Below are 21,833 nucleotides of genomic sequence, written 5' to 3'. Positions count from 1 at the left end.
TGAAGTTCGACGTCCGCTATTACCTCGTGGCGATCCTGTTCATTGTGTTCGACCTGGAAATTGCCTTTCTGTTTCCTTGGGCCGTTGCACTCGACACCCTTGGCCTTGCGGGTCTGGTATCCATGGGGATCTTCCTGGCCGTACTGGTGGTCGGCTTCGTCTATGAATGGAAGAAGGGGGCACTCGAGTGGGATTGACGCAGAGCCCGCCTGAGATGCTGCAGCAACGCGGCTTTGTCGTGACCAAGATCGATGATCTGGTCAACTGGGCGCGTACCGGGTCACTCTGGCCCATGACGTTCGGCTTGGCCTGCTGTGCCGTGGAAATGATGCATGCGGGCGCGGCACGCTATGACCTTGACCGCTTCGGGGTCATTTTCCGTCCCAGTCCGAGGCAGTCCGACGTGATGATCGTCGCCGGGACGCTGACCAACAAGATGGCCCCTGCCTTGCGCAAGGTCTACGACCAGATGCCTGAGCCGAAGTGGGTGATCTCCATGGGCTCATGTGCCAACGGCGGCGGCTATTATCACTATTCCTACTCCGTTGTCCGCGGTTGCGATCGCATCGTGCCGGTGGACGTGTACGTGCCGGGCTGCCCGCCGACCGCCGAGGCCCTGCTCTACGGCATTCTGCAATTGCAGAACAAGATCCGCCGTACCAACACCATCGCCCGCTGAGTCCGATCATGAGCCGAGCCGAGCAGTTGCTGGAACAGATACAGGAAACCCTGGGCGAGGGGATCGAGTCAGCGACGCTGGATCTGGGTGAGGTGACCGCGGTGGTCGCACCCGAGCGGCTGTTGGAAGTCTGCCGGACGTTGCGTCACCACCCCGATTTCGAATTCACCCTCCTCATCGACGTCTGCGGTGTGGACTATTCCGAGTATGGCATCGACGAATGGTCGACCGTGGAGTCATCCGGTCAGGGGTTCAGCCGCGGCGTCGATGCGCACACCGCCGGCCATCTGCGCCAGGACGACGCGGACCTCTCCGTCGAACGGCCGGCCCGGGCGTTACGCTTCGCCGCGGTCTATCACCTGCTGTCGATCAGCCATAACCGGCGCCTGCGCCTGCGCTGCTTCGCGCCCGACGAAGAATTGCCCGTGATCCCCTCGGTGATCGACGTCTGGGCCGCGGCGAACTGGTTCGAACGCGAGGCCTTCGACCTCTATGGCATCATCTTCGACGGCCACCCCGATCTGCGCCGTATCCTGACCGATTACGGTTTCATCGGTCACCCGTTCCGCAAGGATTTCCCACTGTCGGGCAACGTCGAGGTGCGCTACGACCCCGAGCGGCAGCGCGTCGTCTACGAACCGGTCAGCATCGAACCGCGCGTGCTGGTACCGAAGGTGATCCGCGAGGAGATGCGGAGGCGTTCCGAAGTGAATATGGCTGATTCGGAATCCGTACCGAAACCTTCATGATTCTGCGAGAGAGATACAAGAAACAAGATGCAAGACGCAAGTAAAGCAACTGGTATCCTGGAAGCGTTCTTTGCTTGTATCTTGTCACTTGTATCTTGTATCTGAGCAAAGCGACACGATATGCCTGAGATCAGAAGCTATACCATGAACTTCGGTCCGCAGCATCCGGCGGCGCATGGTGTGTTGCGCCTGGTGCTGGAGATGGACGGCGAGGTGATTCAGCGTGCCGATCCGCACATCGGACTGCTGCACCGCGCCACCGAGAAACTGGCCGAGAGTAAGCCGTACAACCAGAGCATCGGCTATATGGACCGGCTCGATTACGTGTCCATGATGTGTAACGAACACGGTTATGTGCTGGCCATCGAGAAGCTGCTCGGTATCGAGCCGCCACTGCGTGCACAGTATATCCGCGTCCTGTTCGACGAGATCACGCGCGTCCTGAACCATTTAATGTGGCTCGGGGCACACTCGCTGGACATTGGGGCCATGACCGTGTTCCTGTACGCCTTCCGTGAGCGTGAGGATCTGATGGACTGCTATGAGGCGGTCTCCGGTACGCGCATGCATGCGACCTATTACCGCCCCGGCGGCGTCTATCGCGACCTGCCGGATACCATGCCCAAATATCAGGAATCCAAGTGGCGCAGCGGTGACGAGGTACGGCGTCTGAACACCAATCGCGAGGGCTCGATGCTGGATTTCATCCAGGATTTCACCGAGCGTTTCCCGGCCTGCATCGACGATTATGAGGTGCTGCTGACGGACAACCGCATCTGGAAGCAGCGCACCGTCGGTATCGGCGTGGTCTCGCCCGAGCGCGCCCAGCAGCTGGGCTTCACCGGCCCCATGCTGCGCGGTTCCGGCATCGCCTGGGATCTGCGCAAGAAGCAGCCCTACGAGGTCTACGACCGTATGGATTTCGACATCCCGGTGGGCCGCAACGGTGACTGCTACGATCGCTATCTGGTGCGCATGGAGGAGATGCGCCAGTCCAACCGTATCATCCGGCAATGCGTCGACTGGCTGCGCGCCAACCCCGGTCCGGTACTGCTCGAAGACCGCAAGATCACGCCACCACGCCGCGAAGAGATGAAGGCCGATATGGAGTCCCTTATCTATCACTTCAAGCTGTTCACGGAAGGCTATTGTGTGCCCAAGGGCGAGGCCTACGCGGCGGTGGAGCACCCCAAGGGTGAATTCGGCGTGTATCTGATCTCGGACGGTGCCAACAAACCCTATCGTCTGAAGGTACGCGCACCGGGCTTCGCGCATCTGGCGGCGCTGGACGAGATGGTCCGTGGCCACATGCTCCCGGACGTAGTGGCCATCATCGGCACCCAGGACATCGTCTTCGGCGAGATCGATCGGTAATGATGACTTTAACCACAAAGGACACGAAGGGCACAAAGGAAATCAGAACGAATTATTATTTTTGAAATAATGGTTCCTTCGTGTCCTTTGTGTCCTTCGTGGTAAACGAGGTTTTGATGGACGTGCAGCAAAAAGCATCGCTGAGTGCCGAGGTCCGCGCCGAGATCGACCACTGGCTGACCAAGTTTCCGCCGGAGCGGAAGGCGTCGGCGGTGCTGGCGGCACTGCATGCGGTGCAGCACGAGGCCGGCCATGTGAGTGTGGCGGCGATGGATGCGGTCGCCGAGTACCTGGACATGCCGCAGGTATCGGTCTATGAGGTCGCGAGCTTCTATTCGATGCTCGAGACCCGACCGGTCGGTCGCAATACCGTGGCGATCTGCACCAACATCTCCTGCATGCTGTGTGGTGCCGACGGCCTGGTCGAACATGTGGAAAAGAAGCTCGGTGTCCGTCGCGGCGAAAGCACAGCGGACGGCCGCATTTTTCTCAAGTACGAGGAGGAGTGCCTGGCCGCCTGCGTCGGTGCCCCGATGATGACAGTGAACGGGCATTATCACGAGCATCTGACCATCGAGAAGGTCGACCAGATCCTGGACGAGCTGAAATGACAATGGCCACGGAAGCACACAGCAACACACGGAAATCGGTAGGATTCATGCGGTGCCTTTCCGTGTGCTTCCGTGGCCATGAGAGATTTTGATGAAATCCAACGAAGTCTGTTTCGCGACGCTGCAGTACGATCAGCCCTGGACGCTTGAGAACTATCTCAAGACGGGCGGCTATCAGGCGTGGAAGAAGATCCTGGCCGAGAAGACGCCGGCCGAGGTGATCATCGACGAGGTCAAGAAATCCGGTCTGCGCGGACGTGGCGGGGCGGGTTTTCCGACCGGGTTGAAGTGGAGCTTCATGCCGCGCACGGCGCCGGTACAGAAGTACATCGTCTGCAACTCCGACGAATCCGAGCCGGGCACCTGCAAGGACCGCGATATCCTGCGCTTCAACCCGCATGCGCTGATCGAGGGCATGGCCATCGGCGGCTACGCCATCGGCGCCACCGTCGGCTATAACTACATGCGCGGCGAGTTCCATCACGAGCCCTACCAGCGTTTCGAGACCGCGCTGCGGGAGGCCTATGACGCCGGCCTGCTGGGCACGGACATCCAGGGTTCGGGTATCGATCTGGAGCTCCACAGCTATCTCGGCGCCGGTGCCTACATCTGTGGCGAGGAGACCGCGCTGCTGGAATCGCTGGAGGGCAAGAAGGGCCTGCCTCGTTTCAAACCGCCGTTCCCGGCCAATTTCGGCCTCTACGGCCGGCCGACCACCATCAACAACACCGAGAGCCTGGCCTCGGTGCCGGCGATCATGCGCAACGGCGGCGACTGGTTTCTGAGCCTGGGTAAGCCCAATAACGGTGGCAGCAAGATCTTCTGTGTGTCCGGGCACGTGAACCGTCCCGGCAACTACGAGGTGCGCATGGGTACACCGTTCCGCGATCTCCTGGAGATGGCCGGCGGCGTGCGCGACGGGCATACCTTGAAGGCCGTCATCCCCGGCGGCTCGTCCATGCCGGTGCTGCCCGCCGCGACCATCATGGATGTGGATCTGGACTATGACTCGCTGGCCAAGGCCGGCTCCGGGCTGGGCTCGGCCGGCATGATCGTGATGGACGATTCCGTCTGCATGGTCAAGGCGCTGATGCGCATCTCTCGCTTCTACTACGCCGAATCCTGTGGCCAGTGCACGCCCTGCCGCGAGGGTACCGGCTGGATGTACCGCGTGGTCAAGCGCATCGAGGAAGGGCAGGGGCGTCCCGAGGACCTGGATCTGCTGGTGAGTGCCGCCGGCCAGATCGAGGGCCACACTATCTGTGCCTTCGGCGAGGCCGCCGCCTGGCCGGTGCAGAGCTTTCTGAAGCACTTCCGCCACGAATTCGAATATCACGTGGCGCACGGCCGCTGCATGGTCGGCCCGGGCGCGGAACGCGGCGCGCGGGCGGGGGTCGTGGCATGAGCGCCAAAGCGGAGGTGCCCGCCGCCGAGACCGTCAACGTCGAGATCGATGGTCGGCCGTACACGGCACGCAAGGGCCAGATGATCATCGAGGTCACCGATGCCCATGGCATCGACGTGCCGCGCTTCTGTTATCACAACAAACTGCCGATCGCGGCCAACTGCCGCATGTGCCTGATACAGGTGGAGAAGGTGAACAAGCCGCTGCCGGCCTGCGCCACACCGGTCGCCGACGGCATGAAGATCTACACCCACTCCGATTACGCCCGCCAGGCACAAAAGGCGGTGATGGAGTTCCTGCTCATCAATCACCCGCTGGACTGCCCGATCTGCGACCAGGGCGGCGAATGTGAGCTGCAGGATCTGGCGCTGGGCTACGGCCGCGACGTATCGCGTTTCGCCGAGGCCAAGCGCGTGATCAAGGACAAGGACATCGGTCCGCTGATCGCCACCGAGATGACGCGCTGCATCCATTGCACCCGCTGCATACGCTTCCTGGAGGTGATCGCCGGCCACAAGGAGCTCGGCGGCACCGGCCGCGGCGAGCACCTCGAGATCGGCACCTATGTCGAGCGCGCCGTCGAATCGGAGCTGTCCGGCAACATCATCGACGTCTGCCCGGTGGGCGCGCTGACCTCCAAGCCGTTCCGCTTCCGGGCGCGTGCCTGGGAGCTGACCCAGCACGCCTCCATCGCACCGCACGACTGTGTCGGCTCCAACCTCTATGTGCATACCCGCCGCAGCGAGGTGATGCGCGCCGTGCCGCGTGATAACGAAGAGATCAATGAAGTCTGGCTGTCCGACCGTGACCGCTTCAGCTGCCACGGCCTGGAGCACCCGCAGCGCCTGACCGCGCCGCAGCGCAAGATCGATGGCCAGTGGCAGACCGTCGACTGGGAAAGTGCGCTGCAGGCCGTGGCCGAGACCTTGCGCAGTACCGCAGGTGATGAGCTGGGTATCCTGGTGAGTCCGACGGCGACGCTGGAGGAGGCCTATCTGCTGGCACGGGTCGCCGCCGGCCTGGGCTGCGCCCACATCGATCATCGCCTGCGGCAGACGGATTTCACCGACCAGGACCGCCTGAGCCTGCACCCCTGGCTGGGCGGGCCGCTGGCCGATCTCGAAAGCCGCGACGCGGTGCTGCTGATCGGTGCGAATCCGCGCAAGGAACAGCCCATCGTCGGGCACCGCCTGCGCAAGGCGGCACTCGCCGGGGCGCGTGTCTTTGCCCTCAACCCGGTCGCTTACGAGTTCAATTTCGATCTGGCCGATCAGATCGCCGTCCGGCCCTCGGCCCTGGTCGCGGAGCTGGCCGCGGTGACGGCGGCACTGCTGGGGTTGCGCAACACCCGCGCACCGGCGGACCTGCAGGGGTTGCTCGACAGTGCCACGCCGACGCCACGCCATGAGGCCATCGCGCAGGCGCTGTCCGCTGCCGAACGCGGTATGCTGCTGCTGGGCCTCACGGCGCAGATGCATCCGGCGGCCAGCGCCCTGCGGGCCCTGGCACTGCTGATCGGTGAGGTCGCCGACATACGTGTCGGCTTTCTCTCCGACGGACCCAACGGCGCCGGCGCCTGGCTGGCCGGGGTGCTGCCGCACCGCGCACCCGGCGGCGAAGCGCGTGCAACGCCGGGGCTGGATGCACAGGCGCAGCTGGCCGCGCCGCGCAAGACCTATATACTGTTCGGCTGCGAACCCGAAGCCGACTTCGCCGACGCCGCGCTGGCCCACCGTGCGCTGGCCGCGGCCGCCAGTGTCGTCGCGTTCACGGCCTTCGCCTCCGCGGGCTTGCGTGCGCAGGCGGACATCCTGTTGCCGCTCGCACCGTTCAGCGAGACCTCCGGTACCTTCGTCAATGGTGAAGGCCGCTGGCAGAGTTTTGCCGGCGCCGCGCGTCCCCGCGGTGGAACACGCCCCGGCTGGAAGGTGTTGCGCGTACTGGGTAACCTGCTGGATCTGGAAGATTTCGACTACCAGAGCTCCGAGGCGGTGCGCGACGAGCTGCGCACGCGGGTCGATGAACGTCGTCCAAGTCACGCGCGCGTCGCCGGCGCCCTTGCCCGGCCCGAAACCAACGCAGGCCTGGAACGTATTGGCGACGTGCCCCTGTATGCGAGTGATGCGCTGGTGCGGCACTCGGGACCGTTGCAGGCCATGACCGATGCGGCGGACGCCGTGGTGCGCGTAAATGCCGCCGAGGCGGCGCGGCTGGGCCTGAGCGGCAACGTCCAGGTGACGCAGGGCGCTGCCACCGCGGTCCTGGCACTGGTGATCGACGACCGTGTACCGGATGGCGCAGCCCAGATCGTCGCCGCGCGGCCGGGCAGCGCGCACCTGGGGCCGGCGTTCGGCCACGTCGAGCTCGGGCCGGCACCGTGAACGCAAGACTCAATGGCCACGGAAACACACGGAAGCACACGGAAAGGCTCTATAGAAGAGGCTCGTACGACGCCTCCCGGCGCGGTGGTCGAGGCCCATCGCTTCGAGAATCGCCGTCGTTGCATTCTTCCGTGTTGTTCCGTGTGTTTCCGTGGCAAATGAATTCTTTCAGCACAGCAGGCAGCGACGGCAACTAGAATCATGTGGGACACGATCCTCCAAGTCGGACTGATACTGGCCAAGATTGTCGCCATCATGGTGCCGCTCATGGTCGCGGTGGCCTATCTGACCTTCGCCGAGCGCAAGATCATCGGCTATATGCAGGTGCGCATCGGACCGAACCGCGTCGGGCCGCGGGGTTGGCTGCAGCCCATCGCCGATGCGGTGAAGCTGTTGATGAAGGAGGTGATCGTTCCGCGCAATGCCAACCGCTTCCTGTTCATCCTCGCACCCATTCTGTCCATCGGTCCGGCGCTGGCGGCCTGGGCGGTGATCCCCTTCGATGACGGCATGGTACTCGCCGATGTCGACGCCGGCCTGTTGTACATCCTGGCGCTGACCTCGGTCGGGATCTACGGCGTCATCATCGCGGGCTGGGCCTCGAACTCGAAATACGCCCTGCTGGGTGCGATGCGCTCGGCCGCGCAGATGGTCGCCTACGAGATCGCCATGGGCTTCGCTCTGGTCGGCGTGCTCATGGCCGCCGGCAGCCTCAACCTCGGTGACATCGTGCGTGCCCAGGAGGGCAGCCTGGTCCACTGGTTCTGGCTGCCGCTGCTGCCGCTGTGCGTGATCTATTTCATCGCCGGCGTGGCCGAGACCAATCGCGCGCCCTTCGACGTGGCTGAGGGTGAATCGGAGATCGTGGCCGGCTTCCACGTCGAATACTCGGGTGCCAGCTTCGCGGTGTTCTTCCTGGCCGAATACGCCAATATGATCCTGATCGCGACACTCACCGCCATCATGTTCGCCGGTGGCTGGCTGTCGCCCTTTCAGGGCATTCCCGTGCTCGGGACGGCCTTCGCCTGGGTGCCGGGCATCTTCTGGCTGCTGGCGAAGATCAGTTTCTTCCTGTTCTTCTTCCTGTGGTTTCGCGCCACCTTCCCACGCTACCGCTACGATCAGATCATGCGCCTGGGTTGGAAGGTATTCATCCCATTGACCATCGCCTGGCTGGTCGTCATCGCTGCGGCGATCATGGCGGGTCTTGGTCCCTGGTTCGACTGAGGTGCGTTCCGATGCGATGCTTTAACCACGAAGGACACGAAGGACACGAAGGCATGAATGAATTCAGGGCCAACCGGGTTTTGACATGTGAAGAACTTCGTGTCCTTCGTGGTTCATGTGTTGAAGGCCGAATGCAATGAACGCGATCAAACGGTATTTCAAAAGCCTGTTGCTCTGGGAGTTGTTCCAGGGCTTGCACCTGACCGGCCGCTATCTGTTCGCGCGCAAGATCACCGTGCAGTACCCGGAGGAGAAGACCCCGCAGTCGCCACGCTTCCGTGGCCTGCACGCGCTGCGCCGCTATGCGAACGGTGAGGAGCGCTGCATCGCCTGCAAGCTGTGCGAGGCAGTCTGCCCGGCGCTGGCCATCACCATCGAGGCCGCCCCACGCGAGGATGGCACACGCCGCACCACGCGCTACGACATCGATCTGTTCAAGTGCATCTTCTGTGGATTCTGTGAGGAATCCTGCCCGGTCGACTCCATCGTCGAGACACGCATCTTCGAATACCACTTCGAAAACCGCGGCGAGCAGATCATGACCAAGGAAAAACTCCTGGCCATCGGCGACAAGTACGAATCCCAGCTCGCCGCCGACCGTGCGGCGGACGCGGCGTATCGATAGGTTTTTTAAACCACAACGGACACCAAGGGCACAAAGGAAAATCTTTTTTCATATAAAAATCTTAGTGTCCTTAGTGTCCTTTGTGGTTAGTGAATGTAAGTAAGAGTCAATAAAAATGACCTTTGAGAAATTTGTTTTCTGGGTGCTGGCGGTGATCCTGGTGTTTGCAGCGGTCCGGGTGGTTTCGGTGCGCAACCCGGTGCATGCGGCCCTGCATCTGGTACTGGCGTTCTTCAGCAGCGCCGGGCTGTGGCTGCTGCTGGAGGCAGAGTTCCTCGCCATTGCCCTGGTGCTGGTCTACGTCGGTGCAGTCATGGTGCTGTTCCTGTTCGTGGTCATGATGCTCGATATCAATGTCGCGCCGCTCAAGGAAGGCTTCATCCGTTACCTGCCGGTGGGACTGACCGTGGCGGTGCTGATCGTCATTGAGATGGCGCTGATCGTCGGGGTAAAGAACTTCGGACTGGATCAGGTCGCCAGGCCAGTGGCGAAGGCGGCCGACTACAGCAACACCCGCGAACTGGGCCGCGTGCTGTATACCGATTACGTCTATCCGTTCGAGATCGCCGCGGTCATCCTGCTGGTCGCCATCATCGCCGCCATCGTCCTCACCCTGCGCCACCGCGCGGGCACCAAGCACCAGGACCCCACCAGGCAGGTCTCAGTCAAGCCCGGCGACCGCATCCGCCTGGTGAAGATGGAGGCGGAGAAGAGCGACTAACAAGGACAACTGTTACCGCAAAGGACGCGAAGGCGCGCAAAGGAATGCGAGTCTATGGAAGACGAGGAAGAGCTTGGGCGGCAGATCATCGGCTGCGCCCTGAAAGTGCATTCGGGGCTCGGCCCCGGGTTGCTGGAAAGCACGTATGAGATCTGCCTGCTACACGAGTTGCGCCAGCTGCAGATTGACGTGAAACGGCAGGTTCCTTTGCCGGTGCGCTACGCTGGATTGGACCTGGATGCGGGTTATCGCATCGATCTGCTGGTTGGTGATCGTGTGATCGTGGAGTTGAAGGCGGTCGAACAGGTACTGCCACTGCATGTCAGCCAGGTGTTGACGTATTTGAGATTGAGTCGGGTGAGGCTGGGATATCTGTTGAACTTCAATGTACTCCGAATGAAGGATGGGATCAGGCGGGTCATAAACAGCAATGATTTCCTTCGCGTACCTTTGCGTCCTTTGCGGTAAGAGTGGGGTTTTGGTGGAAGTAGAACAATGATCGCGCTGTCGGATTATCTGGTGTTGGGGGCCATCCTGTTCGCGCTGAGCGTGGCGGGGATCTTTCTCAACCGCAAGAACGTCATCATTCTGCTGATGGCCATCGAGTTGATGCTGCTGGCGGTGAATATGAACTTCATCGCCTTCTCGCATTTCCTCGATGATCTCGCCGGGCAGGTGTTCGTATTCTTCATCCTGACGGTGGCGGCGGCCGAGGCGGCCATCGGGCTGGCCATCCTGGTGGTGCTGTTCCGCAACCGGCGCGGCATCAACGTCGAGGATCTCGACAGCATGAAGGGCTAGGGCATGGAAAACGTCTATCTCGCCATACCGCTGGCGCCACTCGCGGGCGCCATCCTCGCCGGGCTGTTCGGCAGGCAGATCGGCCGTGCCGGCGCGCACTGGGTGACCACCCTGGGTGTGGCCGTGTCCTTCCTGCTGTCGTTGTGGGTATTCAAATACCACGTCCTGGACGGTGCGGCAGACTACAACGGTTCGCTGTACATGTGGGCCCTGTCCGACGGGATCCAATTTGAAATCGGTTTCCTGATCGACCGGCTCAGCGTACTGATGATGCTGGTGGTGAGCTTCGTGTCGCTGATGGTGCACATCTACACCATCGGGTACATGGCCGATGATCCGGGCTATCAGCGCTTCTTCAGCTACATCGCCCTGTTCACCTTTGCCATGCTCATGCTGGTGATGTCGAACAACTTTCTGCAACTGTTCTTCGGCTTCGAGGCGGTGGGTTTGGTGTCCTACCTGTTGATCGGCTTCTGGTACACCCGGCCGACGGCGATCGCCGCCAATCTCAAGGCCTTTCTGGTCAACCGCGTCGGCGACTTCGGGTTTCTCCTCGGTATCGCCGCGGTACTGACGTATTTCAACAGCCTCGACTACTGGGACATATTCGCCGCCGCACCGACCATGACCGATGTGACCCTGCAGATCTTCCCGGGACATGACTGGTCCATGTTGTCGGTGGTCTGCATCCTGCTGTTCCTCGGCGCGATGAGCAAGTCGGCGCAGGTGCCGCTGCACGTCTGGCTGCCGGATTCCATGGAAGGCCCGACACCGATCTCCGCCCTGATCCATGCCGCGACCATGGTTACCGCGGGTATCTTCATGGTGGCACGCATGTCGCCCCTGTTCGAGCTGTCGGAGACGGCGCTGAGCTTCATGCTGGTCATCGGCGCGATCACGGCCCTGTTCATGGGGTTCCTCGGCCTGGTGCAGCATGACATCAAGCGCGTGATCGCCTATTCCACACTGTCGCAGCTGGGCTACATGACCGTGGCGCTGGGTGCCTCGGCGTACGCTGCGGGTATCTTCCATCTGATGACCCATGCGTTCTTCAAGGCGCTGCTGTTCCTCGCCGCCGGTTCGGTCATCATCGCCCTGCACCATGAGCAGGACATGCGCAGGATGGGCGGCCTGCGTAAATACATGCCCATCACCTATTGGACGACCCTGATCGGGTCACTGGCCCTGATCGCCTTTCCGGGGATGTCCGGCTTCTTCTCCAAGGATGCCATCATCGAGGCGGTGCATCATTCACAGATCGCCGGTTCAGGCTTCGCCTATTTCGCCGTGCTGGCCGGCGTGTTCGTCACCGCGCTGTACAGCTTTCGTATGTTCTTCCTGGTGTTCCACGGTAAAGAGCGCTTTGATCGCCACGCTGCGCACCCGCATGCCGAGGGTCAGGGACAGGATGCGCATGGCCACGGCGGACCGCCGCGCGAGAGCCCGGCGGTGGTGACCGTGCCGCTGATCCTGTTGGCCATCCCGTCGGTGATCGCCGGTTACGTGATCGGTCCGGTGCTGTTTGGTGACTACTTCCAAGATGCGATCCAGGTGGCGTCGCAGCACGATGTACTCGCCCGCCTGGGTGAGAGTTATCACGGCGTGTGGGGCTACGTGACGCACGGCATCCAGGCATTACCCTTCTGGCTGGCCATGGGCGGTCTGATCACCGCCTGGTATGTCTATATAAAGAACCCGGCACTGGCGGACAAGGCGCGGGACAAGGCTGGCTTCGTCTATGAACTGCTGATCAACAAGTACTACGCCGATGACTTCAACCGGGCGGTGTTTACCGGCGGTGCGCGCGGTATCGGCCAGTTGCTGTGGCGCATCGGTGACGTGGTCATTATCGACGGGCTGGTAGTCAACGGCAGCGCCAGGATGGTGGGCTGGTTCGCCGGCGTCGCGCGACGGGTGCAGACGGGATACCTCTACACCTACGCCTTCGCCATGATCCTGGGCCTGCTGGCGATGCTCTCCTGGCTGCTGTTCGTGCGGTGAACGGCGTCATTAACCACGAAGGACACAAAGGACACGAAGTTAATGAATGTTTATTCAACAATAATGCTTTCCTTTGTGTCCTTCGTGTCCTTAGTGGTTTGAATGTGAATAACTAGGAATAACCCGATGCCGTTCGACTTGCCGCTTCTCAGTCTGCTGATCTGGGTGCCGATCCTCGGTGGGTTCGCGACCCTGCTCGCGGGGGACAAGGAGCCCTGGGGCGGGCGTACGGTGGCACTGATCGTGGCGCTGGCGACCTTCCTGCTCAGTATCCCGCTGTACACCGCGTTTGATAGCACGACTGCGGACATGCAGTTCGTTGAGAAGACCGTCTGGGTCGGGACCTACAACATCCATTACCACCTGGGGGTGGACGGTATCTCCATGCCGCTCATCCTGCTGACCACCTTCAGTACCGTGCTCGTGGTGCTGGCCGGCTGGGGGGTGATCAAGACCCGCGTTGCACAGTACATGGCCTCCTTCCTGATCATGGAAGGCCTGATGATCGGTGTGTTCGCCGCCCTGGATGCGATGTTGTTCTACGTGTTCTGGGAGGGCATGCTGATCCCGATGTTCCTGATCATCGGGATCTGGGGCGGACCGCGGCGCGTGTATGCGACCCTCAAGTTCTTTCTCTACACCTTCTTGGGGTCGGTGGTCATGCTGGTCGCCCTCATCTACCTGTACTATCAATCCGGCAGCTTTGGCATCCTCGACTTCCACGTGCTGAGGCTCGGGCTGACCGAGCAGATCCTGATCTTCATCGCCTTTCTGCTGGCCTTTGCGGTCAAGGTGCCGATGTGGCCGGTGCACACCTGGCTGCCGGATGCGCATGTCGAGGCCCCGACCGGTGGTTCGGTGATCCTGGCGGCGGTCATGCTGAAGATCGGTGGCTACGGTTTCCTGCGCTTCTCACTGCCGATCACGCCCGATGCCAGTCATGAACTCGACTGGTTGATCATTGCCATGTCGCTCATTGCAATCGTCTACATCAGCTTCGTGGCGATCGTCCAGGAGGATATGAAGAAGCTGATCGCCTATTCGTCCATTGCCCACATGGGCTTCGCCACCCTGGGCTTCTTCCTCACCTTCGCCATCCTGGAGAACACCGGCAGCATCCAGGGGAGTGCGCTGGGCATGGAGGGCGGCATGGTGCAGATGATCTCGCACGGGTTCATCTCGGCGGCGCTGTTCCTGTGCGTCGGCGTGCTCTATGACCGCACGCACAGTCGCCGGATCGCCGACTATGGCGGTGTGGTGAACACCATGCCGGTGTTCGCCGCTTTCATGGTGCTGTTTTCGATGGCCAACTCGGGCCTGCCGGGCACTTCGGGCTTCGTCGGCGAGTTCACGGTGATCCTGGCGAGTTTCAAGGCCAATTTCTGGTTCGCCTTCCTGGCCGCGACGACCCTGATTCTGGGCGCGGCCTACAGCCTGTGGCTGGTCAAGCGCGTGGTCTTCGGTGCGGTCGCCAACGACACCGTCGCGCAACTTCAGGACCTGAATCCGCGCGAGTTTCTGGTCCTCAGCGCCCTGGCCATCGCCGTGCTCTGGCTCGGCCTGTACCCGGCGCCGCTGTTCGAGGTCATGCACGCCAGCATCGCCAACCTGCTGCAGCACCTGATGGTGTCGAAGCTGTGATGTTTTTGGTAACCACAAAGGACACGAAGGAAGTCGATGAAACGTAAATGGCGGACTGCAGTGCCTGTGCGACGAAGTGCTGTGGTGATTTAGCAGATTGTATTTTTTGTGTCCTTCGTGTCCTTCGTGTCCTTTGTGGTTAAAGAATTTAGAGATACATAATTATGACCATCGCGATAACCGAGTTCGTGCCGCTGCTGCCGGAGATCTGGGTGCTCACCATGGCCTGCGTGGTGCTGGTGCTGGATCTGTTTCTGCATGATCGCAACCGGGTGGTGTCGTACTGGTTGGCGCAGGCGACGCTGGTCGGGGCGCTGGCGCTGACCCTGGCGGGGGCGGGCGAGGGGACGCAGGTGGTGCTGAACGGGACCTTCGTCGCCGATCCCATGGCGACCTTGCTGAAGACGTTCATCTACGTTATGACCTTCGGCGCGTTCCTGTATGCACGCGACTATCTGGAGGTGCGCGGGCTGTTCAAGGGTGAGTACTACGTGCTCGGGTTGTTCGGCATGCTTGGCATGCTGGTGCTGGTATCGGCGCACAACTTTCTGACCATCTACCTCGGCCTGGAATTGCTGTCGTTGTCGCTGTATGCGCTGGTCGCCTTCAGCCGCGACGACGGCCGTGCCACCGAGGCGGCCATGAAATATTTCGTGCTGGGCGCGCTGGCCTCGGGCATGCTGCTCTACGGCATTTCCATCCTCTATGGTCTCACCGGCAGTCTGGACATCGCCGTCGTCGGGGAGGCGGTGGCTGAGCGTGGCCTGAATGATGTGGTGCTGATCTTCGCGCTGAGCTTCATCGTGCTGGGGGTGGCATTCAAATTCGGGGCCGTGCCCTTTCACATGTGGCTGCCCGACGTCTATGAGGGTGCGCCGACACCGGTGACGATCTACGTCGGTACCGCGCCCAAGATCGCCGCCTTCGCCATGGCCATGCGCCTGCTGACCGAGGCACTGGGCGGGGTGCAGGCTGACTGGGGCGGCATGCTCATCATCCTGGCGGTGCTGTCGCTGGCACTCGGCAATATCGTCGCCATCGCTCAGACCAACCTCAAGCGCATGCTGGCCTATTCGACCATTTCCCATGTGGGGTTTTTGCTGCTGGGCCTGCTCGCCGGCACTGCCGGCGGTTATGCCGCGGCGATGTTCTACACCATCATCTATGCGATCATGGCCCTCGGCAGTTTCGGTATGATCGTGCTGCTGAGCCGCGCCGGTTTCGAAGCGGAGAACCTGGACGACTTCAAGGGTCTCAACGAACGTAACCCATGGTTCGCGGGCATGATGCTGCTGCTGATGTTCTCCATGGCAGGGGTGCCGCCGACCGTGGGCTTCTATGCCAAGCTGGTGGTGCTGGAGGCGGTGATCGACATCGATCTGCTGTGGCTGGCCCTGGTGGCGGTGTTCTTCTCCGTCGTCGGCGCCTTCTACTACCTGCGGGTGGTCAAAGTGATGTATTTTGACCCGCCTGAGGACCCGGCCCCGCTGACGGCTGCGACCGACCTGCAGGTCGGGCTGAGCATCAATGGTCTGGCGATGCTGGCCCTCGGGGTGTTCCCGGGCGGGTTGCTGGCCGCGTGCGCCGCGGCCATCGGCTGAACGTATTTATCTAGAGGTCGTGTGGTGATGTCCCTTTCCCTGGCCGTATGGGGCCTGCTGATCCTGGCCGTGGTCGCGGCCAATCTCCCCTGGTTGAGCGAGCGCGTACTGTTCGTGTTTCCGGCACCCGGCGGCGTCAAGGGCCCCTGGCTGCGCTTGGCCGAATGGCTGCTGCTGTACGTGATCGTCGGGGGCATCGCGCTGGGCCTGGAGCAGAAGAGCTTTGGTGGCCGCCATGTCCAGGACTGGGAGTTCTATGCCGTCACCCTGTGTCTGTTTCTGGTGTTTGCTCTGCCGGGCTTCATCTACCGCTACGACCTGAAGGGCCACCTGGAACGGGCTAGGCGCCGGCGTCGTTAGGCGGGAAAACAAGGGATTGGCGGATAGTCCTGAAATAGCCTCTGAACGACTTGCAAAGCCCGTCACACCCCGGTAGACTCCTGCGCTCTCCAATTGCGGGGTGGAGCAGTCTGGCAGCTCGTCGGGCTCATAACCCGAAGGTCGTAGGTTCAAATCCTACCCCCGCTACCAAATCCCTTTAAAATACGCCGCTTTACGCGGCTATTTTTTTGTGCGCGAAATAACCCGGAATGGTTGTGGCGGATTTGTGCGGGAATCACCCCAGCACGGCCAGGCCCGCTCTGACTTCCTCTGTTCATGTCCGGGCATCCTTTTCCGTGAGTGGGTAGACCAGCCGATAGTCATCGCGGCCGGTGGCCGCCTCGGTGGGCCTGGCCGGCACGATGCGGTCACGGCCCATCAGGTGATACACCGGGATGTCGCGGTGCAACAGATAGTCGGCGATGATGCGCCGGTGACAGCGCCACCAGACGGCCTCGGAGCACATGATGGCACAGGTCTGGTGTTGCCCCAGCTCGATCAGACGGTCGAGCCCGACACGAAATTCATCGGACAAGGCATAGTCGGCATACTGATGGAAGCTGGCGTTGTGCCAGAAGCCGTTTAGCGTGGCGGGGACCGGCGGCCGTGCCGGTCCGCGGCGTCCGCCGAGCTCGGGGATATGCGTATAACCGATCCCGAACGGGGCGAGGCTGTCAGGCAGCTGCTCCTGGTTGTATTGCGGGTTGGTGCGCGAGTGGGGGAAGGCGCGTACATCCACCACCCGTTCGACCTCCGCCTGTTGCAGCAGCTCGACAAACTCACTCAGCGAGCGGGTCGAATGGCCGACGGTGAAGACACTGCGGGTCATGGGTGGGTCAACGTCCCGTTTTCGTCAAGGCACTCCCCTTGTGGGCGGCGATGTGATCTGTTTTATCGCTCTTGATCTCATACTGCGGATCGTCCGGTGAGGCATGATGCGTGTGCCCCTTGTATTGAAAATCCCGCGTATGGACCTTGATGATGGTGCCGCTCACCCGGCCCGCCTCGGAATTCCAGCGGACATGATCACCGATGCGGAATGTGCTCATCGTGGGCCTCCTTTATCTGGCCGGTCCATGCCACGATCTATAACGACGTTGGTCGAATCCTACCGATAAAATAGATCACTATCAGGGCGAATACCGGCGCCCGGAACGGTTGTCCAAGCAGATATTCTGCATGGGATTTTCATCCTGCCATCCGCGGATGGTTGTCTATACTGTTACTTTGCAGCCATGGCCGCGACGCCGGCGGGAGCCGAGGGCTGGCCCGGCGTCGCATGCTCAGGTGCGCATGTACCAACACGCTCAGTCATTGCTGACCAATGATTTTTCTCTAAAAATACTGAATTCAGCCACGGAAGGACACGGAAGACACTGAAATGAAACCGTGTCGCAGAAGCTCCGCCTCAGCACCTGACGGGTGACGTGGGCTGCTCAATGAAGCATATGATCTTGTCCGTGTTTTTCCGTGTGCTTCCGTGGCACATGTGGTTTTTGGGTTTTTGGGACAGCTAGTGAGGCACAGTCCTATCCGGAACGCGCTGAGCGATTCGTCATAACGCCCTGAGTGATTCGTCATTTCGATGGAGGCCGAAATCCAGGCCTCTGACCTTCTCGAGACGTGCTTCCGTGGCCAGGAATGGTTGGATGGCTTAAGGAAGTGCCATGAACCTTACAGGGGATACATCATGGCCACAGCCGCATTTTCCTTTCATGACCAACATCCCCAGCCTGCGGATTTTTTTCAGGAGGTGATCGACGGTCTGTCACACCACCCGCGCCATATCCCGCCGAAGTTTTTTTATGACGAACGGGGTTCGCAGCTGTTCGATCGCATCTGTGCCACGCCAGAGTACTATCCCACCCGCACCGAGATCGCCATCCTGCATGACAACGCCCAGGCCATTGCGGACCGTGTCGGGTCCGACTGCCTGCTCATCGAACCGGGCAGCGGCAACAGCGTCAAGGTGCGCGAACTCCTGGGGCCGCTGGTACCACGCCTCTACATGCCGGTGGATATCTCCAAACGCTATCTGCGCGAGTCCGCCAGGCGGCTGGCCGCGGAATACCCGTGGCTGGAAGTGCGGGCCGCGTGTGCCGATTTCACGGCCGGACAAGGCCTGCCGGTGCTTCCCGACCGGGGTCGCCGGGTGATCTTCTTTCCCGGTTCCAGTGTCGGCAATTTCGAACCAGCGGATCTCGACAATTTTCTCAAGGTGCTGGCGGAGACAGTGGGTGCGGGTGGCGGTCTGCTGATCGGCATCGATCTCAAAAAAGACCCGGCACTGCTGCATGCCGCCTATAACGACCGGGAGGGGGTTACGGCGGCGTTCAATCTGAATCTGTTGACCCGTATCAACCGGGAACTGGGCGCCGATTTCGATCTCGCCGGTTTCAGGCACGAGGCCTTTTATAACCCTGTCCTGGGACGGGTCGAGATGCATCTCGTGAGCCTGCGGGATCAGACGGTTGGCATCGACGGCCATCGCTTCCGGTTCCGGAGGGATGAATCCATCCATACCGAGAGTTCCTATAAATACACGGTCGCGGAATTCAGTGCACTGGCCCGGACTGCCGGCTTCAGCCTGGATCAGGTCTGGATGGATGCGCAGGAGTGGTTCAGTGTCCAGTATTACCGCCTTACCGGTTAAGGGGCCTCTGCAAAAGCCCACCAAGCCTGATGGCATGTACGCAAGCCGGTGCCTTGGGACAATGGCCACGGAAGCACGTGGAACAACACGGAAATAATTCAGTGGGTAAACCCAGGGTCATGCACCGCAGTTTGGTTTCCGTGTCATTCCGTGTGCTTCCGTGGCCAAGAAGGGTTTAAGCAAGCATCCTTCGGGTCAGACCTGAACAGTATTCGCCGGTAACCACCGGCAATCAATGCGGCGCTGTCCATCAGCAAGGGTGGAAGTGCGGTGAGTAGCGGATAGGCGAAATAGGTGCTGCGCCACCTGGGGTGAAATTTTTCCTTGAAGTCACGCAGCCCTTTGTAGTTGTAGAAACGATTACCGTACTCGAAGGCCAGTCGCATGATCTTCTCGCCCGCACGCGCGTAGCGCGTCTCGCCCACCCCACCGAGCGGCGCCATGCCCAGGTTGAAAGCGGTATAACCCTGGGTGCGTGCGTACAGGATCAGTTCGACGAACAGAAGGTCCATCGTGCCGGGTGGCGCATCCGGGTAATGGCGCATCAGGTCGACGCTCAGTTCTTCACGCCGGCCATAATCCGGCATCAGGTTGGCAAAGGCGACGACCTGCCCCTTGACCTTGATGATCGCGATGGGGCTGCGACGCAGATAGGCCTCGTTGAAATTTCCGAGTGAGAAGCCTTTTTCAGCCGCACCGCGTGCCGCCAGCCAGGTATCGGAGAGGGCGCGCAGGGTCGCCCAGAGCGGTTCATCGAGTGGTTGTTCGAGTAACGCAAATTCCGCACCACTCCGTTTGGCCCGGTTGATGCTGTGCCGTAACGCGGCACCACGTTTCCCCTCCAGGGTGAAGTCCGCCAGCTCGACCACCGCGGCCTCGCCCAATTTGAACAGGGCAAAGCCGGCATCGTGATAGTGGTGCAGGTGCGCTTCACTCACTTCATAGAGGCAGGGTGTCAACCCGTGGCGGTCGGCATAGTCACGAAATGCGATGAGTACGGTGTCGAAGGCCGCCGGATTGCCGCAGGGGTCGCCCAGCGCGATCAAACGATCGCGAATCATTCCATACTGGATGAATGCCGTGCGGTCCGGCGACCAGAGCAGAGACTTGTCACCGAGAAACACCAGGTGCGCGAATTCGCTGCCGCCGAACCGGTTCAATATCGTTTCAGCCTCGACCAGGGCCTGCCTGTCGATCCCGGTCGGCACGATCTTCGGACGCTGAAAGAAAGACCAGCCGATGAATGCCGCGGCGACGCCTGCGGCCGCCAGCAGGCCGCGCGCGAAGCGCGGTGCCTCCAGGCTGGCCCCGGATCGTGCGAGATGATGCCAGCCAAGCGGAATATTGCCGTGCACCCAGTCCCCCAGCCAGGCAAAGCCGATGACACTGCAGATCAGGCCGACCAGCCAGATCAGGCTGCGTGGGCTCAACAGGGGATAGCTGTCACGATAGAAACGGCTGCGTTGCCGGTGCAGCAGCAGTGCGACCAGCAGCAGGACGATCGCCTCTTCGTAATCGATGCCCTTGAGGAAGGTGAAGAATGCCCCCCCGAGAAGCAGGATCTGGGTCAGGGTATACGCGCTGCGCACCTGACCGGCAATACCGCGCGCAAGCGCGATGAGCAGTACGCCGGCAATAACGGACAAGAGATGCGAGATCTCGATGGCGGCCAGCGGCAGATAAGCCCGCAGTACCGTGAGGCGATCCTGCAGCGCCGGGAATGCGGCAGAGACGAGTAACACGATGCCACCGCCGAAGCTGAGGTAGGCCAGCGCCCGCACACCGAGTGAGGCCATCAGGTTCAGTGGCAGCCGCAACAGCTCCAGAAGGCGGTTTTCCTGCCACAAACGCGCCAGCGCCATGTGTTGCCATTGCTCCGACAGCATCAACTTGTCTGAACCCAGATAGACGGCGATGAGCCAGGGCACGAGGTAATAGCAGAGGCGATACAGGAGAAGCCCGGAAACGATATGTTCCGGCCCCGGTACGAAGGGTGCCAGCAAGATGACCAGCGCCGTATCGAACACGCCCAGTCCGCCCGGGATCAAGCTGAGGATACCGAGACTGGATGCCAGCACGAAGCCGAACAGGAAATGTAGCCAGGGTATTGGCGCGCCGCTGAATGTCAGCGCCACCCATGCCACGCTGGCGGCCAGCAGCCAGTCCAGTGTCGAGATCGCGATCATGGTGAGGAGCGAATGCAAGGACTGGGGGGCGAGCCCACGCAGCACACGCGTAAGTGCACCACGCTGCAACAGGAAGACATATGCCAGTGGATAGACTGCAAAGGCCCCGAGTGCCAACCAGGCGGTCCAGGCAGGTATTGGTAACCCGTTGAGGTCCGGTGCGCCAGCGAGCAGCAGCGCCCAGCACAGAACGGCGAGCCCGACAGGTACGGAGACCATGATCAGCGCCGCGAACGCCGCGGCACGCTGGGCGTCGACCCGATCACCCGTCATCAGCACCATACGGATACCCGAGCCGGCAAGGCCGGACAAGCCGATGAGATTGTTGAACGCATTGGCGATCCAGGCATTCACGACCAGGGTGCGTGGTGCAATCCGTATCGCCATGCTGCGGGCGGCCTGCCAGTCATACAGGCTCATCACCAGTACCCCGGTCAGTGCCAGGCCCTGGATGAGCAGCAGCTGGGGCAGGGAGAGCGCGCCCAGCACGGAGCGTATGGCATGAAGGTCGAGTCCGCGTACCTCACGGGCGGCAAGGATGCCGACGAGTAGGAGGATCGCCAGGGGGAGCGCACGTCCCAGCCAACGGATCGGCCGCGACGATTCAGTCATCGCTGCATCGTGGATGGCGGCCGCCGCGTATCCGGCAGGCGCTGACGGATCGTTCTGTTTGTGGGTGCTCATCCGGTTGGGCTGGTGTCATTTTTCCCTGGCATCGCCTTGAATTATAGTGGCCGCAAGTACAGCGCATGGGCCGGACAGGCATTGCCCATCTGGTCATGGTAGCCACCACCGCG

The 21,833-nt window shown here is 61.4% G+C and carries 20 protein-coding genes and 1 tRNA gene; 18 read left to right on the top strand and 3 right to left on the bottom strand.

Annotation, left to right across the window (positions count from 1 at the left end; translation table 11 throughout):
- From ndhC to K8I04_15200, 17 genes are all read left to right on the top strand, one after another.
- On the top strand, positions 1 to 197 hold a 197-nt coding region (gene ndhC, locus K8I04_15280; GenBank protein ID MBZ0073077.1), incomplete at its 5' end, for an NADH-quinone oxidoreductase subunit A.
- Positions 198 to 214: 17 nt separating this feature from the next.
- Positions 215 to 679 (top strand): NADH-quinone oxidoreductase subunit B, encoded by a 465-nt coding sequence (locus K8I04_15275; protein ID MBZ0073076.1) that lies wholly within the window; start codon positions 215 to 217, stop codon positions 677 to 679.
- Positions 680 to 687: 8 nt separating this feature from the next.
- Positions 688 to 1,428, top strand: coding sequence for an NADH-quinone oxidoreductase subunit C (locus K8I04_15270; GenBank protein ID MBZ0073075.1), 741 nt, complete (start codon positions 688 to 690; stop codon positions 1,426 to 1,428).
- A gap of 120 nt (positions 1,429 to 1,548) precedes the next feature.
- Entirely contained in the window at positions 1,549 to 2,802 is a 1,254-nt protein-coding gene (locus tag K8I04_15265; protein ID MBZ0073074.1) for an NADH-quinone oxidoreductase subunit D, read from the top strand.
- Between the two features lie 116 nt (positions 2,803 to 2,918).
- Positions 2,919 to 3,413 carry an NAD(P)H-dependent oxidoreductase subunit E gene (locus K8I04_15260; GenBank protein ID MBZ0073073.1) on the top strand — a complete coding sequence of 165 codons (495 nt, stop codon included), beginning with the start codon at positions 2,919 to 2,921 and terminating at the stop codon, positions 3,411 to 3,413.
- 91 nt (positions 3,414 to 3,504) lie between these two features.
- Complete coding sequence (gene nuoF, locus K8I04_15255) at positions 3,505 to 4,818, top strand: NADH-quinone oxidoreductase subunit NuoF (GenBank protein ID MBZ0073072.1); 1,314 nt, start codon at positions 3,505 to 3,507, stop codon at positions 4,816 to 4,818.
- Positions 4,815 to 7,199: an NADH-quinone oxidoreductase subunit NuoG gene (gene nuoG / locus K8I04_15250; GenBank protein ID MBZ0073071.1), complete on the top strand. Its 2,385-nt coding sequence runs from the start codon at positions 4,815 to 4,817 to the stop codon at positions 7,197 to 7,199. The genes nuoF and nuoG overlap by 4 nt, the downstream gene beginning before the upstream one ends.
- Before the next feature lie 201 nt (positions 7,200 to 7,400).
- Positions 7,401 to 8,426, top strand: coding sequence for an NADH-quinone oxidoreductase subunit NuoH (nuoH, locus tag K8I04_15245; GenBank protein MBZ0073070.1), 1,026 nt, complete (start codon positions 7,401 to 7,403; stop codon positions 8,424 to 8,426).
- A 136-nt stretch (positions 8,427 to 8,562) separates the two neighbouring features.
- A complete protein-coding gene (gene nuoI, locus K8I04_15240; protein ID MBZ0073069.1) occupies positions 8,563 to 9,051 on the top strand; it encodes an NADH-quinone oxidoreductase subunit NuoI in 489 nt (162 codons plus the stop codon).
- A gap of 115 nt (positions 9,052 to 9,166) precedes the next feature.
- The gene (locus K8I04_15235) at positions 9,167 to 9,772 is read left to right on the top strand and encodes an NADH-quinone oxidoreductase subunit J (protein MBZ0073068.1); all 606 of its coding nucleotides are present in this window, start codon (positions 9,167 to 9,169) and stop codon (positions 9,770 to 9,772) included.
- Between the two features lie 54 nt (positions 9,773 to 9,826).
- Positions 9,827 to 10,240, top strand: a complete 414-nt coding sequence (locus K8I04_15230; GenBank protein ID MBZ0073067.1) for a GxxExxY protein — start codon at positions 9,827 to 9,829, stop codon at positions 10,238 to 10,240.
- Positions 10,241 to 10,267: 27 nt separating this feature from the next.
- Positions 10,268 to 10,573: an NADH-quinone oxidoreductase subunit NuoK gene (nuoK, locus tag K8I04_15225; protein MBZ0073066.1), complete on the top strand. Its 306-nt coding sequence runs from the start codon at positions 10,268 to 10,270 to the stop codon at positions 10,571 to 10,573.
- A 3-nt stretch (positions 10,574 to 10,576) separates the two neighbouring features.
- The gene (nuoL, locus tag K8I04_15220; GenBank protein ID MBZ0073065.1) at positions 10,577 to 12,574 is read left to right on the top strand and encodes an NADH-quinone oxidoreductase subunit L; all 1,998 of its coding nucleotides are present in this window, start codon (positions 10,577 to 10,579) and stop codon (positions 12,572 to 12,574) included.
- A 126-nt stretch (positions 12,575 to 12,700) separates the two neighbouring features.
- A complete protein-coding gene (locus K8I04_15215; protein ID MBZ0073064.1) occupies positions 12,701 to 14,215 on the top strand; it encodes an NADH-quinone oxidoreductase subunit M in 1,515 nt (504 codons plus the stop codon).
- A 164-nt stretch (positions 14,216 to 14,379) separates the two neighbouring features.
- Complete coding sequence (gene nuoN, locus K8I04_15210; protein ID MBZ0073063.1) at positions 14,380 to 15,816, top strand: NADH-quinone oxidoreductase subunit NuoN; 1,437 nt, start codon at positions 14,380 to 14,382, stop codon at positions 15,814 to 15,816.
- A gap of 27 nt (positions 15,817 to 15,843) precedes the next feature.
- Positions 15,844 to 16,176: a DUF2818 family protein gene (locus K8I04_15205; GenBank protein MBZ0073062.1), complete on the top strand. Its 333-nt coding sequence runs from the start codon at positions 15,844 to 15,846 to the stop codon at positions 16,174 to 16,176.
- Between the two features lie 94 nt (positions 16,177 to 16,270).
- Positions 16,271 to 16,347 (top strand) — tRNA-Met (locus tag K8I04_15200).
- A 124-nt stretch (positions 16,348 to 16,471) separates the two neighbouring features.
- Here K8I04_15200 and K8I04_15195 read toward each other — a convergent pair.
- Together K8I04_15195 and K8I04_15190 are read right to left on the bottom strand one after the other, a co-directional pair.
- Positions 16,472 to 17,026 (bottom strand): DUF488 domain-containing protein, encoded by a 555-nt coding sequence (locus tag K8I04_15195; protein ID MBZ0073061.1) that lies wholly within the window; start codon positions 17,024 to 17,026, stop codon positions 16,472 to 16,474.
- Positions 17,027 to 17,033: 7 nt separating this feature from the next.
- A complete protein-coding gene (locus K8I04_15190; GenBank protein ID MBZ0073060.1) occupies positions 17,034 to 17,246 on the bottom strand; it encodes a DUF2945 domain-containing protein in 213 nt (70 codons plus the stop codon).
- 641 nt (positions 17,247 to 17,887) lie between these two features.
- On the opposite strand from K8I04_15190, the gene egtD reads away from it, so the two are divergent.
- Positions 17,888 to 18,850, top strand: coding sequence for an L-histidine N(alpha)-methyltransferase (gene egtD / locus K8I04_15185; GenBank protein ID MBZ0073059.1), 963 nt, complete (start codon positions 17,888 to 17,890; stop codon positions 18,848 to 18,850).
- Positions 18,851 to 18,993: 143 nt separating this feature from the next.
- Here the strand turns inward: egtD and mprF are convergent, their stop codons facing one another.
- Positions 18,994 to 21,648, bottom strand: a complete 2,655-nt coding sequence (gene mprF / locus K8I04_15180) for a bifunctional lysylphosphatidylglycerol flippase/synthetase MprF (protein MBZ0073058.1) — start codon at positions 21,646 to 21,648, stop codon at positions 18,994 to 18,996.
- Between the last annotated feature and the right edge of the window lie 185 nt (positions 21,649 to 21,833).

The sequence above is a fragment of the Gammaproteobacteria bacterium genome (assembly GCA_019911805.1).
Classification (GTDB): Bacteria; Pseudomonadota; Gammaproteobacteria; order Thiohalobacterales; family Thiohalobacteraceae; genus JAHJQQ01.
Note: the sequence above shows the minus strand (reverse complement) of the source record. Positions and strands in the feature narration are given on the sequence as shown.

Coding starts and splice junctions, on each gene's coding strand:
- K8I04_15275 (MBZ0073076.1), top strand. CDS start 215: ATGCTGCAGCAACGCGGCTTTGTCGTGACCAAGATCGATGATCTGGTC.
- K8I04_15270 (MBZ0073075.1), top strand. CDS start 688: ATGAGCCGAGCCGAGCAGTTGCTGGAACAGATACAGGAAACCCTGGGC.
- K8I04_15265 (MBZ0073074.1), top strand. CDS start 1,549: ATGCCTGAGATCAGAAGCTATACCATGAACTTCGGTCCGCAGCATCCG.
- K8I04_15260 (MBZ0073073.1), top strand. CDS start 2,919: ATGGACGTGCAGCAAAAAGCATCGCTGAGTGCCGAGGTCCGCGCCGAG.
- nuoF (MBZ0073072.1), top strand. CDS start 3,505: ATGAAATCCAACGAAGTCTGTTTCGCGACGCTGCAGTACGATCAGCCC.
- nuoG (MBZ0073071.1), top strand. CDS start 4,815: ATGAGCGCCAAAGCGGAGGTGCCCGCCGCCGAGACCGTCAACGTCGAG.
- nuoH (MBZ0073070.1), top strand. CDS start 7,401: ATGTGGGACACGATCCTCCAAGTCGGACTGATACTGGCCAAGATTGTC.
- nuoI (MBZ0073069.1), top strand. CDS start 8,563: ATGAACGCGATCAAACGGTATTTCAAAAGCCTGTTGCTCTGGGAGTTG.
- K8I04_15235 (MBZ0073068.1), top strand. CDS start 9,167: ATGACCTTTGAGAAATTTGTTTTCTGGGTGCTGGCGGTGATCCTGGTG.
- K8I04_15230 (MBZ0073067.1), top strand. CDS start 9,827: ATGGAAGACGAGGAAGAGCTTGGGCGGCAGATCATCGGCTGCGCCCTG.
- nuoK (MBZ0073066.1), top strand. CDS start 10,268: ATGATCGCGCTGTCGGATTATCTGGTGTTGGGGGCCATCCTGTTCGCG.
- nuoL (MBZ0073065.1), top strand. CDS start 10,577: ATGGAAAACGTCTATCTCGCCATACCGCTGGCGCCACTCGCGGGCGCC.
- K8I04_15215 (MBZ0073064.1), top strand. CDS start 12,701: ATGCCGTTCGACTTGCCGCTTCTCAGTCTGCTGATCTGGGTGCCGATC.
- nuoN (MBZ0073063.1), top strand. CDS start 14,380: ATGACCATCGCGATAACCGAGTTCGTGCCGCTGCTGCCGGAGATCTGG.
- K8I04_15205 (MBZ0073062.1), top strand. CDS start 15,844: ATGTCCCTTTCCCTGGCCGTATGGGGCCTGCTGATCCTGGCCGTGGTC.
- K8I04_15195 (MBZ0073061.1), bottom strand. CDS start 17,026: ATGACCCGCAGTGTCTTCACCGTCGGCCATTCGACCCGCTCGCTGAGT.
- K8I04_15190 (MBZ0073060.1), bottom strand. CDS start 17,246: ATGAGCACATTCCGCATCGGTGATCATGTCCGCTGGAATTCCGAGGCG.
- egtD (MBZ0073059.1), top strand. CDS start 17,888: ATGGCCACAGCCGCATTTTCCTTTCATGACCAACATCCCCAGCCTGCG.
- mprF (MBZ0073058.1), bottom strand. CDS start 21,648: ATGACTGAATCGTCGCGGCCGATCCGTTGGCTGGGACGTGCGCTCCCC.